The organism is Flavobacterium sp. LC2016-13 (genome assembly GCF_009707955.1).
Classification (GTDB): Bacteria; Bacteroidota; Bacteroidia; order Flavobacteriales; family Flavobacteriaceae; genus Flavobacterium.
The window spans coordinates 334,611-348,427 of sequence record NZ_WMDQ01000002.1 but is presented as its reverse complement, the minus strand read 5'-3'; the positions used below and the strand labels follow the sequence as shown (position 1 = coordinate 348,427).

General features: G+C 32.1%; 14 protein-coding genes. 10 read left to right on the top strand and 4 right to left on the bottom strand.

What is annotated here, in order from left to right:
* Nucleotides 1-162: 162 nt before the first annotated feature.
* The 5 genes from GKZ86_RS05315 (at nt 163) to GKZ86_RS05295 (ending at nt 4,511) form a co-directional block, all read left to right on the top strand.
* The gene (locus tag GKZ86_RS05315) at nt 163-1,716 is read left to right on the top strand and encodes a bifunctional response regulator/alkaline phosphatase family protein (RefSeq protein ID WP_154782070.1); all 1,554 of its coding nucleotides are present in this window, start codon (nt 163-165) and stop codon (nt 1,714-1,716) included.
* Nucleotides 1,717-1,791: 75 nt separating this feature from the next.
* Nucleotides 1,792-2,199, top strand: a complete 408-nt coding sequence (tsaE, locus tag GKZ86_RS05310) for a tRNA (adenosine(37)-N6)-threonylcarbamoyltransferase complex ATPase subunit type 1 TsaE (RefSeq protein WP_154782069.1) — start codon at nt 1,792-1,794, stop codon at nt 2,197-2,199.
* Nucleotides 2,200-2,331: 132 nt separating this feature from the next.
* A complete protein-coding gene (locus GKZ86_RS05305) occupies nt 2,332-2,805 on the top strand; it encodes a GNAT family N-acetyltransferase (RefSeq protein WP_154782068.1) in 474 nt (157 codons plus the stop codon).
* An 83-nt stretch (nt 2,806-2,888) separates the two neighbouring features.
* Nucleotides 2,889-4,088, top strand: a complete 1,200-nt coding sequence (locus GKZ86_RS05300) for an alanine dehydrogenase (protein ID WP_154782067.1) — start codon at nt 2,889-2,891, stop codon at nt 4,086-4,088.
* Nucleotides 4,089-4,124: 36 nt separating this feature from the next.
* Nucleotides 4,125-4,511, top strand: a complete 387-nt coding sequence (locus GKZ86_RS05295; RefSeq protein WP_154782066.1) for a DUF4258 domain-containing protein — start codon at nt 4,125-4,127, stop codon at nt 4,509-4,511.
* 152 nt (nt 4,512-4,663) lie between these two features.
* Here the strand turns inward: GKZ86_RS05295 and GKZ86_RS05290 are convergent, their stop codons facing one another.
* Complete coding sequence (locus tag GKZ86_RS05290) at nt 4,664-5,329, bottom strand: uracil-DNA glycosylase (protein WP_154782065.1); 666 nt, start codon at nt 5,327-5,329, stop codon at nt 4,664-4,666.
* A gap of 129 nt (nt 5,330-5,458) precedes the next feature.
* On the opposite strand from GKZ86_RS05290, the gene GKZ86_RS05285 reads away from it, so the two are divergent.
* Both GKZ86_RS05285 and GKZ86_RS05280 read left to right on the top strand, forming a co-directional pair.
* On the top strand, nt 5,459-7,624 hold the full coding sequence (locus GKZ86_RS05285) for a DNA mismatch repair protein MutS (protein ID WP_154782064.1): 2,166 nt from the start codon (nt 5,459-5,461) through the stop codon (nt 7,622-7,624).
* A 190-nt stretch (nt 7,625-7,814) separates the two neighbouring features.
* Complete coding sequence (locus tag GKZ86_RS05280) at nt 7,815-8,228, top strand: thiol-disulfide oxidoreductase DCC family protein (RefSeq protein ID WP_154782063.1); 414 nt, start codon at nt 7,815-7,817, stop codon at nt 8,226-8,228.
* 80 nt (nt 8,229-8,308) lie between these two features.
* Here the strand turns inward: GKZ86_RS05280 and GKZ86_RS05275 are convergent, their stop codons facing one another.
* On the bottom strand, nt 8,309-9,526 hold the full coding sequence (locus GKZ86_RS05275; protein WP_154782062.1) for an MFS transporter: 1,218 nt from the start codon (nt 9,524-9,526) through the stop codon (nt 8,309-8,311).
* 61 nt (nt 9,527-9,587) lie between these two features.
* The gene (locus GKZ86_RS05270; protein WP_154782061.1) at nt 9,588-10,169 is read right to left on the bottom strand and encodes a TetR/AcrR family transcriptional regulator; all 582 of its coding nucleotides are present in this window, start codon (nt 10,167-10,169) and stop codon (nt 9,588-9,590) included.
* Between the two features lie 199 nt (nt 10,170-10,368).
* Between GKZ86_RS05270 and GKZ86_RS05265 the strand changes: the two genes are divergently transcribed.
* On the top strand, nt 10,369-10,815 hold the full coding sequence (locus tag GKZ86_RS05265) for a DoxX family membrane protein (protein ID WP_154782060.1): 447 nt from the start codon (nt 10,369-10,371) through the stop codon (nt 10,813-10,815).
* Between the two features lie 34 nt (nt 10,816-10,849).
* On the top strand, nt 10,850-11,398 hold the full coding sequence (locus tag GKZ86_RS05260; protein ID WP_154782059.1) for a hypothetical protein: 549 nt from the start codon (nt 10,850-10,852) through the stop codon (nt 11,396-11,398).
* Nucleotides 11,399-11,522: 124 nt separating this feature from the next.
* On the opposite strand, the gene GKZ86_RS05255 is transcribed toward GKZ86_RS05260, so the two are convergent.
* Nucleotides 11,523-12,518, bottom strand: a complete 996-nt coding sequence (locus GKZ86_RS05255; protein ID WP_154782058.1) for a hypothetical protein — start codon at nt 12,516-12,518, stop codon at nt 11,523-11,525.
* A gap of 93 nt (nt 12,519-12,611) precedes the next feature.
* Between GKZ86_RS05255 and GKZ86_RS05250 the strand changes: the two genes are divergently transcribed.
* A complete protein-coding gene (locus tag GKZ86_RS05250; protein WP_154782057.1) occupies nt 12,612-13,460 on the top strand; it encodes an AraC family transcriptional regulator in 849 nt (282 codons plus the stop codon).
* The last annotated feature ends 357 nt before the right edge of the window (nt 13,461-13,817 follow it).

Genomic DNA, 13,817 nt, shown 5'->3' with positions numbered 1-13,817 from the left:
TTTTACTTTAATATTAGCATTTTAAAGTAACTAACTGTTAAATAATAATACAATCAAAAAACATTTATAAATAAAAACTCTATTTCTTATTCTGAATTTTATACTATTTTTAATACTTTTTAAGTTCTATACTTCTAAATTGCATTAAAATTAAATTTGTTTATGGATAAGATTAAAATACTTTGGGTCGATGATGAAATCGATCTTTTAAAGCCACATATATTATTTCTTGAAAAGAAAAACTACGCTGTAACCACTTGTAACAATGGTTTAGATGCAATAGCATTATTTGAAGAAGACAATTTTGATATTGTTTTTCTGGATGAAAATATGCCCGGAATGAGCGGTTTGGAAACACTTTCGGACATGAAAGAAAAAAAATCAGCCATTCCGATGATTATGATTACCAAAAGTGAGGAAGAATATATAATGGAAGAAGCCATTGGCTCAAAAATCGCTGATTATTTAATTAAACCGGTAAATCCGAATCAGATTTTATTGAGTTTGAAGAAAAATCTGGATCATTCGAGGTTAATTTCTGAAAAAACAACTTTAGATTATCAAAAGGAATTCCGTAAAATTTCCATGGAAATGGCGATGGTCAATTCTTATGAAGATTGGGTAGAATTATATAAAAAATTGATTTTTTGGGAATTAGAACTTGAAAATATCAATGATCAGGGAATGATTGAAATTCTCGAATCACAAAAGGTTGAAGCAAATTCTCAATTCGGAAAATATATCGAAAGAAATTATGAAGATTGGTTTGCGCCAAAAGCTGACAAACCTATTCAATCGCACAACTTATTTAAGGAATTGGTAGTTCCCGAAATCAAAAAGAAAGACAAACCCGTTTTATTTGTTGTGATTGATAATTTGCGTTACGATCAATGGAAATCTTTTGAAACCGTTGTTGCCAATTATTACAAATTAGAAAAAGAAGTTCCGTACTTTTCTATTCTTCCAACTGCTACACAATACGCCAGAAATGCTATTTTCTCTGGTTTATTGCCAACCGAAATGGAAAAACAATTTCCCCAATATTGGAAAAACGATGTTGAAGACGGTGGAAAAAACCTTTATGAAGCTGAATTTTTATCGGCACAATTAAAACGTTTAGGGCTGAATCTTAAAGAAGATTATTTTAAAATCACCAATTACGCCGGCGGTAAAAAATTAGCCGAAAATTTCAAAGCCTTAAAAGGCAATGATTTAGTGACCGTAGTTTATAATTTTGTAGATATGTTATCGCACGCCAAAACAGAAATGGATGTTGTAAAAGAACTTGCATCTGATGATAAAGCGTATCGTTCACTAACATTAAGCTGGTTTAAAAATTCGCCATTATTGGAAATTATTCAGCAAGCCCAACTTTTAGGTTTCAAATTAATCCTGACAACAGATCACGGAACGATTAATGTAAAAAACCCTTCAAAAGTTGTTGGAGATAAAAATACAAGCTTAAATTTGCGTTATAAAACAGGACGTAGTTTAACGTATGAACAAAAAGATGTTTATGTCGTAAAAGAGCCTAAAATAATTGGTTTGCCTGCTATAAACATGAGTAGTTCGTTTATTTTTGCCAAAAATGATTTGTTTTTAGCTTACGTAAACAACTACAATCATTATGTAAGTTATTATAAAAACACGTATCAGCACGGCGGTATTTCGTTAGAAGAAATGATTATTCCGTTTTTGGTATTTAATCCGAAATAAAAAAGTTTTCAGTCGCAGTTTACAGTTTTCAACTGAGACTGAAAACTCCGACTATTATATAAAATAAATATAGAAATGAATATCGTTTTTTCATTAGATCAAATTCAAGAAGTTGCAGCGCAAATTATAGCATCAAATCCAAAAAAAATTATTCTTTTTAATGGAGAAATGGGTGTTGGAAAAACGACCTTAATCAAACAATTATGTAAAAGTTTAGGAGTTCAGGACGCTACAAGCAGCCCGACATTTTCTTTAGTGAATGAATATTACACCAACAAAAATGAAATTGTTTATCATTTTGATTTTTACCGATTAAACAAAGAAACTGAAGCTCTTGATATGGGAGTTGATGATTATTTGTATTCCGGAAACTGGTGTTTTATTGAATGGTCTGAAAAAATCGGCAGTTTAATTCCTGATGAACATTCTACAGTTACCATTGCGTTATTGGCAGATGGAAAAAGAGAATTGAAATTAGCTTAATTGGTAAAACTATAACACAGAGGTTCATGAAGTTTTTCACAGAGAAACGCAAAAAATAAATAAGAAACTTTGTGAACCTTTGTGCAATCTTCGCGAATCTCTGTGAAACAATTGATTTTAAAATACATTACAATGAGCCTTCAAAATACAGTAGAAATTATTCCATTTTCTCCAGATTTAAAAGAACCAATAAAGACTTTAAACATAGAATGGCTTCAGAAATATTTTAAAGTTGAAGAAAAAGATGAACTGACGCTTTCAAATCCGCAAGAAGAAATTATTGATAAAGGCGGAATGATTTTCTATGCTAAATATAACGGGGAAATTATCGGAACTTTTTCACTTATGAAGGTTGATCATAAAACTTTTGAGTTGAGTAAAATGGCAGTTTCAGATAAAGCACAAGGTCTTGGAATTGGAAATAAATTACTGGAGCATTGCATGGCCGTAGCCAAAGAAAACAAGATAAAAAAGTTGTTTTTATATTCAAATACAAAGTTACTTCCTGCCATTCATTTATACGAAAAATTTGGTTTTGTTGAAGTGCCTTTAGAAGATGGAATTTACGAAAGAGCCGATATTAAAATGGAAAAAATAATGACTTGATTATTAAAATACTATTAGCAGAATTTTTGCATTAATTTTAAAACTTTTTACGTAATTTGTACCCTTAATTTTTCGCACAATCCATGTCAATAACCTTAACTCCATTTACGAAACAACAATTGTTGCCGCAAGAAGAAAAACTTGAAGTTGGCCGATTCAAAAGAGAGCTTTTCATAGGAATTCCTAAAGAAACAAGTTATCAGGAACGTCGTATTTGCCTGACGCCGGACGCAGTAAATTCTTTGACTTACGAAGGTCACCGCGTTATGATTGAATCCGGAGCAGGAGAAAGTTCAAGTTATTCTGATAAAGAATATAGTGACGCCGGAGCGGAAGTGACAAAAGACACGAAAAAGGTTTTTGGATGTCCGATGCTTTTAAAAGTCGAACCGCCAACATTGGCCGAAATTGAAATGATTAATCCTGAAACTATTATCATTTCTGCCATTCAGTTAAAAACTAAAAAGAAAGCTTATTTTGAAGCTTTGGCGCAAAAAAAGATAACAGCTCTTGCCTTTGAATATATTAAAGATGAAGACGGATCTTATCCGGCTGTAAAATCGCTAAGCGAAATTGCAGGAACGGCGTCGATTCTTATTGCTTCAGAATTAATGATTACGGATGAATTCGGGAAAGGACTTTTATTCGGAAATATTACTGGAGTTCCTCCTACTGAAGTTGTTATTTTAGGAGCCGGAACTGTAGGCGAATTTGCTGCAAAAACCGCAATTGGTTTAGGAGCAAACGTGAAAGTTTTTGATAATTCGATTACAAAATTACGTCGTTTACAAAATAATTTAAATCAGCGAATTTTTACTTCTACAGTACAGCAAAAAGCATTATTAAAAGCTTTAAGACGCTGCGATGTTGCTATTGGTGCGATGCGTGGTAAAGAACGCTGCCCGATTATCGTTACCGAAACTATGGTCGAACATATGAAAAAAGGTGCTGTAATTGTAGATGTAAGCATTGATACCGGAGGCTGTTTTGAAACCTCAGAAGTTACAACACATGAAAAACCAACTTTTATAAAAAGTAATGTTTTGCATTATTGCGTGCCAAATATTCCATCAAGATATTCTAAAACTGCTTCATTATCAATAAGTAACATACTTACCCCTTACCTGCTTCAGATAGCCGAAGAGGGTGGTTTAGAAAGTTCTATAAGATGCAATAAAGGTCTTAAAAATGGCATTTATTTATACCACGGAATCTTAACAAATAAGGCAATTGGCGAATGGTTTGATTTACCGGACAACGATATTAATTTACTTGTATTTTAAAAGAACTTTAATGTACCTTTGCAAAAAAATTATTTCATGAAGTTCGTACACCGTTTTGCTTATTATTTGATTGGTTTGATTATGGGATGCTTTTTTGTAGCCCTTGTTTTCAGTGGAAAAGATACGCGTTGCAACTATTTTCCTAATGCCCGCGTTTTAAATAATTTACGTACCAAACCTTTTCAGTATTCAGATAAAGCAATTCAGACTTTGAATGAAAAATGGGTAGATACTTCTGATATCAGAAAAACATTGACGTATGGCGATGTAGATTTTGACCAAAGTAATGTTCCGTTCAAAAAAGGGAAATTATACATTATTGAAGGAAAAACTTCTAAAGATCAAGAAATTATCCTAAAAGTAGTAAACTACGAAAACAAAGCTATTTTAGACGAGATTGTAAAAAAACCGGCCGAAAAATAATCGATTAATTATAATTACAATCGAAACTTTGTGTCATTTCGACGAAAGCAGAAATCACATCCAGAGAGCAACGAGCGTAATTCCGTTATGTGATTTACTTCGTCTGTTCGCTATCGCTCGAGTCTCGTTCCTCGAAATGACAAAATTGATTGCTACCATTCAATCTCTTTCATACCTTTAGATTTCAGGAAAGCATTTGTTTGGCTAAAATGTTTATTTCCAAACCAAAATCCTCTGTTTGCACTTAAAGGAGAAGGATGTCCAGATTTTAAAATGTGATGTTTTGAAGCATCAATTAAAGCTGATTTCTTTTGAGCAAAACCGCCCCAAAGTAAAAAGACAACATTTTCACTTTCAGCAGAAATTTGTTTAATAACAGCATCTGTAAATTTTTCCCAGCCTTTTCCCTGATGGCTTCCTGCTTCACTTTGTCGAACCGTTAAAGTTGCATTTAAAAGAAAAACACCCTGATCTGCCCAACGTTCTAAATTTCCGGTTTTAGGAATAGGTTTACTTAAATCAGTTTCGATTTCTTTGAAAATATTTTGAAGTGAAGGAGGAAACGGAATCCCGTCATTTACAGAAAAACATAAACCATTTGCCTGATTTGGTCCGTGATAAGGATCTTGTCCTATAATAACAACCTTTACCTGATCGAAATGGCAATGATCAAAAGCAGAGAAAATCTGACTCCCTTTCGGGTAACAAACCTTAGTGGCATATTCAGATTTTACAAATTCAATTAATTCTTTGAAATAGGATTTTTCAAATTCATCATTCAAAACTGGCTTCCAAGAAGAATGCATTTTTACGTCCATAATTTTTTTATGCGAATTTCAGAAATTTTTAGTTGAAATCATATTTACAACGAATAAAATTAGACACAAACTTAACAGTATTCAATGATACAATTTTTGTACTTTTGTATACTTTCTTAAAGAGATTAAATGATCAGTATTACCGAAAAAACATTACAAGATTTACAATTTCCAACCGTTCTAGAAACTATTTCAGCAGGCTGTAATACAGATATTGGAAAAGAAAAAGCTTTACAAATAACTCCATTTAGAGATAAAGAAACTTTGATGCAGGCTTTAATGCAGACATCAGAATATGTTTCATCTTTTGAAAATAACAACGCCATTCCGAATCACGGATTTGACGCCATAACGCATGAAATAAAGTTCCTGGCAATTGAAGACAGTTTCCTTGAAGTTGGAAGCTTTAGAAAAATTGCAACACTTTCATCAACAGCAAATTTCTTATTGAATTTCCTTAAAAAATTCGATGATTATTATCCAAATTTAAATGCAAGAGCTTCAAGAGTAGAATATACTAAAGACATTGTTACTCTAATTGACGCAATTGTAGACAAATACGGTGAAATAAAAGACAACGCCTCGCCTGCCCTTTTGAGTATTCGCCAGAATATGAATATTGTTCGTGGTAAGGTAAATCAAAGTTTTGGAGTTGCTCTTACACACAATAACAGTCTTGGTTATTTAGATGACATCAAGGAAAGTTTTGTGCAAAACCGACGAGTTTTAGCGGTTTTGGCAATGTATCGTCGTAAAGTAAAAGGTTCTATTTTAGGAAGTTCGAAAACAGGAAGCATCGCTTATATTGAACCGGAAGCAACTTTACAATATTCAAGAGAATTAGCTAATTTAGAATACGAGGAAAAAGAAGAAATTACCCGAATTCTAAAACAATTATCAAATGCTATTCGTCCGTATTTACCAATATTAATTGATTATCAGGAGTTTTTGAGTGATATTGATGTTGTTTCGGGAAAAGCAAAATATGCGAATAGAATCAACGGAATTTTGCCAACAATTACCGAAGAAAGAAGATTATTTTTTAGAGAAGCCTATCATCCTATTTTGTATTTGAATAATAAACAAAAGAACGAAGTTACGCACCCGCAAACTATTGAATTAAAACAAGATAACCGAATTATTGTTATTTCCGGACCAAACGCCGGAGGAAAAACAATTTCGCTTAAAACAGTTGGTTTACTACAATTGATGCTGCAATCCGGTATGTTGATTCCGGTTCACGAACGCAGTGAAACTTTCTTGTTTGACAGAATCTTAACTGATATTGGTGATAATCAATCTATTGAAAATCACTTAAGTACTTATAGTTATCGATTAAAAAACATGAATTATTTCTTGAAGAAATGCAACAAGAAAACCATGTTTTTAATTGATGAATTCGGAACTGGTTCTGATCCTGAATTAGGTGGTGCTTTGGCTGAAATTTTCCTTGAAGAATTTTACCATCGTGAAGCTTTTGGAATTATCACAACGCATTATTCAAATTTGAAAATTCTGGCGAACGAATTGCCTTTTGCAACAAATGCGAATATGATGTTTGATGAAAAATCATTAGAACCGATGTATAAATTGGCTTTAGGTCAGGCCGGAAGCTCGTTTACATTTGAAGTTGCCTTGAAAAACGGAATTCCGTTTGGGTTAATTAATCGTGCTAAAAAGAAAATTGAAGTTGGTAAAGTTCGTTTCGATAAAACGATTGCAACGCTTCAAAAAGAACGTTCTAAACTGGAGAAAACTTCTATTAACTTAAAAGAAGAAGAAACAAGAGCGCGCGAAGAAAGTAAAAAAATGGAAAACATCAATGTAAAAATCAAACAGAAACTGGAAAGCTATCAGGAATTGTATGATAGTAACCAAAAGACGATTTACATTGGTCAGAAAATTGAAGATATTTCAGAGAAATATTTCAATAATAAAAATAAAAAAGAGCTTATTGGTGAGTTTTTGAAAATCATTGAAATTGAGAATTCAAAACGTAAAAAGGCAACTCCAAAAGAAACAAAAGCTATAATCGAAAAGAAAAAAGAAGTTATTGCAGAAGTAACTGTTCAGGTTGAAGAAATCAGAAAAGAGAAAAAAGAAAAGAAACTTAAACCTGTTGTAGAAAAACCAAAGCCAGTTTTAAAAGTTGGTGACAGAGTTAGAATGCTTGACGGAAGATCTGTTGGAAGCATTGATTCTATTGAGAAAAACAAAGCAACTGTAAATTACGGAATTTTTACTTCTAAAGTAAGTTTAGATGAATTGGAGTTTGTTGAAGCTGGAAAAAAATAGGTTTTTAGTTTTAATTTTCAATTATATATCTACAATTTATATCTACAATTTTGTGTCATTTCGACGAAGGAGAAATCACATCCAGAGAGCAACGAACCGGAATTCCGTTATGTGATTTCTCGTTCCTCGAAATGACACACTTAATCAACTTTAAAATAACTTGAAACCCTAAATTTGAAACTTTACCCCAATGCAGGATCTTCCAAAAAATAAAAAAATAATTCTCTTCGATGGTGTTTGCAACCTTTGCAACGGTGCGGTTCAGTTTGTTATCAAACATGACAAAAAAGACAATTTTAGATTTGTGGCTTTGCAATCTGAAACAGGAATTGAGATTTGTAATTATATTGGTGTCGATCAAACTAAAATTGACAGCATTATTTTATACAATCCTGGCGTTGCTTATTATTATAAATCCTCTGCAGTTATTGAAATTGCCGAAGAATTAGGTGGATTTTATAGTTTGATTTCTGTCTTTAAAATTTTTCCTGAAAAACTTCGAAATTATATTTACGATTATATTGCTAAAAATCGTTATAAATGGTATGGCAAAAAGGATAGCTGCATGATTCCGACACCAGAATTGAAAGCTAAATTTTTGTAAATAATTTTAGCCATTTATGCGATCCCGATGACATAAAATAAAAAAGCCTCAATTTGAATTTGAGGCTTTTTTTATTTGAATTATTTGATAGTAATTGGTTCAGGTTTCAGATTCAATATTCTATATCTGTTAAAAATCATGAAAACAACAACGATAATAAAGATTAAGGAAATGTTTGCAAATCCTAATAATAACTGGCTTTTTACAGCATATAAATTTACAAATCCGTAGCTAAAAATTGAGCTTACCATATATGTTCCGCCGCCAGTAAGTCCGCTTGCAACTCCGGCATTTTTAGAAAAACGGCTTAAACAATATCCATAAATATTATTGAAAATAAAGCCTCCACAAACATTGATTCCCATTGTAAAACCTATTAAGGTATAAATGTTACTTGTTATGGTCGCTGTAGAAATCATAAGCAATACCAGAGCAACTTGTACACAAACTGCTATGGTTACTTTTTTAGCCAAAGGTTTATGAATAAGTGATTTAGAAATTATACCTCCTGCCATAACAGCTAAACCAGATAATAAAGAACTGTAACCTGTTGTAATGGCTGAATAACCCATTACGCGTTCTACAATAAACGGACTAGATAAACTATAAACAACAACAAGCCCAAAACAGATGCCCAAAATTAATATTCCTAAGGTAAAATCGTTAGATTTTAGCATTCCTGAATAAGTTTCTGCAATGTTTTTTAATTTAAAAGGATGAAAATATTTTAAAGATTCACCACTGTATAATAATTCCAAAATCAGGAAAAGAAATGATAATCCGCCAAGGAAATAAAAGTTAGATTTCCATCCAAAACTATGTTCTAAATATCCGCCTAAAAACGGCGCCATAATTGGTGCACACGCCCAAATAATAGAAAATAAGCTGATATAACTTTTTAATTTTTCACCGGAATATAAATCTACAAAATAAGCTCGTTTGGCAATTACAATAAAAGCAATGGCGATTCCCTGAATGATTCGCATGGCATATATAACGTAAATATCCGGCACCAAAGCAATAACAAAACTTGTAATTGAAAACACGGCAAGCGATGCAATGTTGATTTTAAAACGACCGAAACTATCTAATATACTTCCTATAAATATCTGGCTCACGCCTAAACTAAACATAAAAAATACCAGCGAAAGCTGAATTGCTCCTGCTGAAACGTGCAAATCTTTTGCCATTGCCGGAAGCGATGGCAAATAAATATCCGTAGCAAATCCGGATAACGGGATAAGTGACAAGGCCAGTAAAGTACTAAAACCTTTGTGATTTTCTTTTAAATTTCTCATTTTGAAAATTGATAATTAATAAATAAGACCGATTGGTCTAAAATTGGGTAAAAAAAATAGTTTATAATAAATAGGCTTCAAATTCATTTTTGATACCGTCCATGATAATTTCCATTTGGTAATTATTTTCTAACACTTTTCTACATAAAATAGCGCCTTCGATCATCGCAAAAGCTTTAATGCTAAAATGTTCCGGGTTTATTTCTGTGGATAATTCATTGTTAACAATTCCGAATTCAATTATATTGAACAATCGCTTTTGAGCAGATCCAATAGCACTTTTTACCTGTTGTTTCATGACAGGATTTGTATCATCAGCTTCTACTCCAAAATTTAATATAGGACAACCATCTTCCAGGTTTTTATCATTTCTATAAACCTCTAATAAATTGAATAACTTTTCTTTAGCTGTTTTACCTTGAAAAACTGCTGCATCGAGTTGGATTCTTAATTGAGATCTTAAATAGAAAAACGATTCCATGCAAATTTCTTCTTTGCTTTCAAAATTTCCGTAGATACCTCCTTTCGCTAACTTTGTAGCCTGCATAATATCTGTCAATGAAGTTCCCGCCATTCCCTTTTTGTTGATTATTGGCGCTGATGCTTCAATAATAAATTGTCTGGTTCTTTCTGCTTTACTCATGATCTATAAATTTTACGACACAAAGATAAGACCGATCGGTCTTATTAAGCAAGTTTTTTAACTTTTATTTTGGATTAATCAAATTATTCGCTCTTAAACTAGTTTTCTGGGCTATTATTTATATTAAAACTGGTATGTAATTACAGTCCAATAAGAAACTAATTTTGCGGTATAAATAATAACACTTAAAAATAAAGACATGAAAAATTCATTTAAAACTCCGCAGCTTCTTTTACGTATTGCATTAGGAATTGGCTTTCTTACAACTGTTTCTGATCGACTTGGTTTACTTGGACCAATGGGAACAAATAATATCGAATGGGGCAATTGGGAAAACTTCATCAATTACACCGCAACCTTAATGCCTTTTCTGGATCGTCCAGCAGTAAATATTATGGGAAGCATTGCTACTATTGCTGAAGCCATTATTGGAATTATGCTTATTGTTGGTATTAAAACAAGACAAGCCGCCATTGCCAGTTGTATCCTGACACTTATTTTTGCTTTGTCTATGACTACTTTTTTAGGAATAAAAGCGCCAATCAATTTCGCAGTATTTCCTGTTTGTGCCGCTAGTTTATTATTGGCAACAATTCCTGTTTATTATTTGAGCCTTGATAACCTTTTCGCAAGAAGTGAAGAATAATTCTTTTAAAGCAATTATTCAGCATAATCCTTACATGAAAAAAATTGTACTTATTTTATTTCTATTGTTTCCTTTTTTTGCCCAGGCTCAATTAGAAACTTATGGAAGATATACCAATGGTGGTTCTATAGAACTTAATATTAATTATTTTACATCTAAAAAAATTACTAATAAACTGGCGCTGACTTTCTTTGGGCTTGTTGAACAAAAGTGGAGCGAAGCACTTATTGGTGTTTCTTATTCTCCATCAAAATTATTTAATTTTGGCGCAAGTGCCGGGATTGAACACGGAACAAAAAGTCCTAGATATAGTATTAGCATGCGAACAGGAAAAGAAAAAACAACATTTGCAATGCTATGGGAATTGGGTGACGGAAAAGATAACTATCTATATAAAGCGAATTTATTTCATCAATATTCTGATGTATTTACCTTTGGTTTTACCGCTTCGAGATTTCATGGAGTTGGTCCTAATTTTCGATTTTCAATTCCGAAACTTTCATCTACTATCTGGACAATGCCTGCTTATGATTTTGAAGCACATCAATCAAAATTAATGATTGGTTTGGTTTTGAAGATGTGAAATATCCTAACAGGTTTTAGAAACCAGTTAGGTATTTATTAAATATTTCTACTAACAATTGTTCTACTTCTAAAATAGATACCTAACAGGTTTTGAAAACCTGTTAGGATACTCAAAAAAGATTTTATTTCGGGAAATAATTTCCTTTTAGAATCAATTTTACAGATCCAATTATAACTCCTAAAACCAAAAGATTCGTTAAGCAAAAAACAATCAAAGCAACGATAGTAACGGCTGTATCTGATGTTTTTAAGGCAAATATTGATAAGCCCTGAGATAAAGTTGCAATTCCAAAAGTATACGCCCAATATCCGGGAGCAAAAGCCTGTTCTTTTAGCCATTTTATAGATAAAGTTATGGCTACAAAAATGAATAAAGCATAACCCATTAAACCATAAACAATTGGAATACTTAAAGTTTCGCCTGCCAAAACCTGATAGACCACAAATAAAATTACCGGCGGCGCCATATAAATTCCCATGAAATTTCTGGTTTTTGCACCAAGTCCTCCAACGAATAGTTGTTGTGAAATTACAGAATCCATTATCAGCCATGAAATAGTTCCAATTCCGAGCAATAAAAAACCGTAATGATTATACCCTAATATTCCGGCTACAAGGGCATTAACTAAAATACTTGCGGTAAAGGTTAAAAATAATGACGGTGTTGTCTGTTCTGCCTGACGTTCCTTTGTCCACAATGTCGAAAGTCGGAAAGCGCCGTACGTTAAATTTAATACAGAGCCAATCCAAAACAAAGAAACTGCAATTGATTCATTGTAAATATGCAACGCCAATGCCATTAAAATTACAGATTCAGGAATCAAGGCTAGAAAAGACGATTGTACCGGATCATTAAATTCATTTACGGCAACTTTTCTATGCTGAATCCATTTGTTGATGTAAAGTGTCATCCACCAAACAAACGAAATTACGGCTAAAGCTTCGAGAATTTCACCAATATACCAAGGCATATTCCATAAAGAAGTTGCATTTCTCCAGGCATTTCCTGTTTCTGCCAATCCTAAAGTCATTGCAAAAAAAGATGCGGGTGCAATTGGTAACGTAATCTTTTGTATTTGAGATTCTTGTTGTACTGTTTTGTCTACAATTTTATCCATTATTAAAATATTTAATTTAACTTTGAGCAAAATTATACTGATTTAATTGTTTTTAAATTGTAAAATCATTCGTTAATTTAGTAATATTCTGTTATGGCAAAGAATAATTTATATCTTCCTTATGAAATTATTTTTAAGGAAGTCGAGGAATCTCTTCATACTTCAGTGGGAAATAATTTCTTTGAGTTAATCTATATTGTTTCCGGAACCGGCGTACAAACTATCAATGAAAATCGATTGTTGTATGAATCTGGACATCTTTTTTTGATAACGCCCGAAGATTCTCATTCGTTAGAAATAAAAACTCCAACCAACATTTTTTTATTACGCTTTACGGATATTTATATCAAAAACGGTCCACTAACTTCTAATAGTCTTTACAAATTAGAATATATCTTACAACACGCGCATCATCAACCGGGTTGTATTTTAAAGAGAATTACGGATAAAAATCTGGTGCATCCTGTTATTGAAGCCATTCGGCATGAATATCAAAATCCTACGCTTTATAATACAGAGTTAATTCAATTATTAATTAATACTTTGATTGTCATTATCGCGAGAAATATTTCTGAATATCTTCCTGAAAATATCAACAAACAATCTGATGGAAAGGCTCATACGATTTTAGAATATATTCAGACACATATTTATGAGCCTGAAAAATTGAGTGTTACGATTATGAGCGAAAGGTTTGGAATCTCTGAAACGTATCTTGGTCGCTATTTTAAAAAACAGGCTAATGAAACTTTACAGGATTATATTTCGAAATATCGAATAAAACTTGTCGAAAACAGACTATTATACAGTGATTTACGTGTTGGTGAAATCGCAAACGAATTGGGTTTTAATGATGAAAGCCATCTTAATAAGATCTTTAAAAAACATCACGGCACTACTCCATCTGCATTTAGAAAATCGTCTAATTTTATTGCTTTATAAACCAAAAACCCATTCAATTGAAATGGGTTTTAATGAAATTAAATCGTAATTATATTTTTAAAATTCCTGTTTTCTTCCCATAAATCAGTTTCCCAATTGGCAAGCTGAGTTCCTAATGTATAAGTGCTTTATTTGTAATTATGCCAAGCTCTTTATTAATGCCTAAATCTTCTGTTGGTTTTATCTTTTTCATAGAAATAAGGCTTAAAAAGATCTAATTTCTACATTAGATTTTCCTGTAATAATCAAAACATTTGTATGGTATAAATATAGTCAATCTCAAATTAATATTAAACCCTGATTTATTCAAAAATCTAGAACTGTTTTTGTAAGAATCTGAGAGTTAACAACTATTAC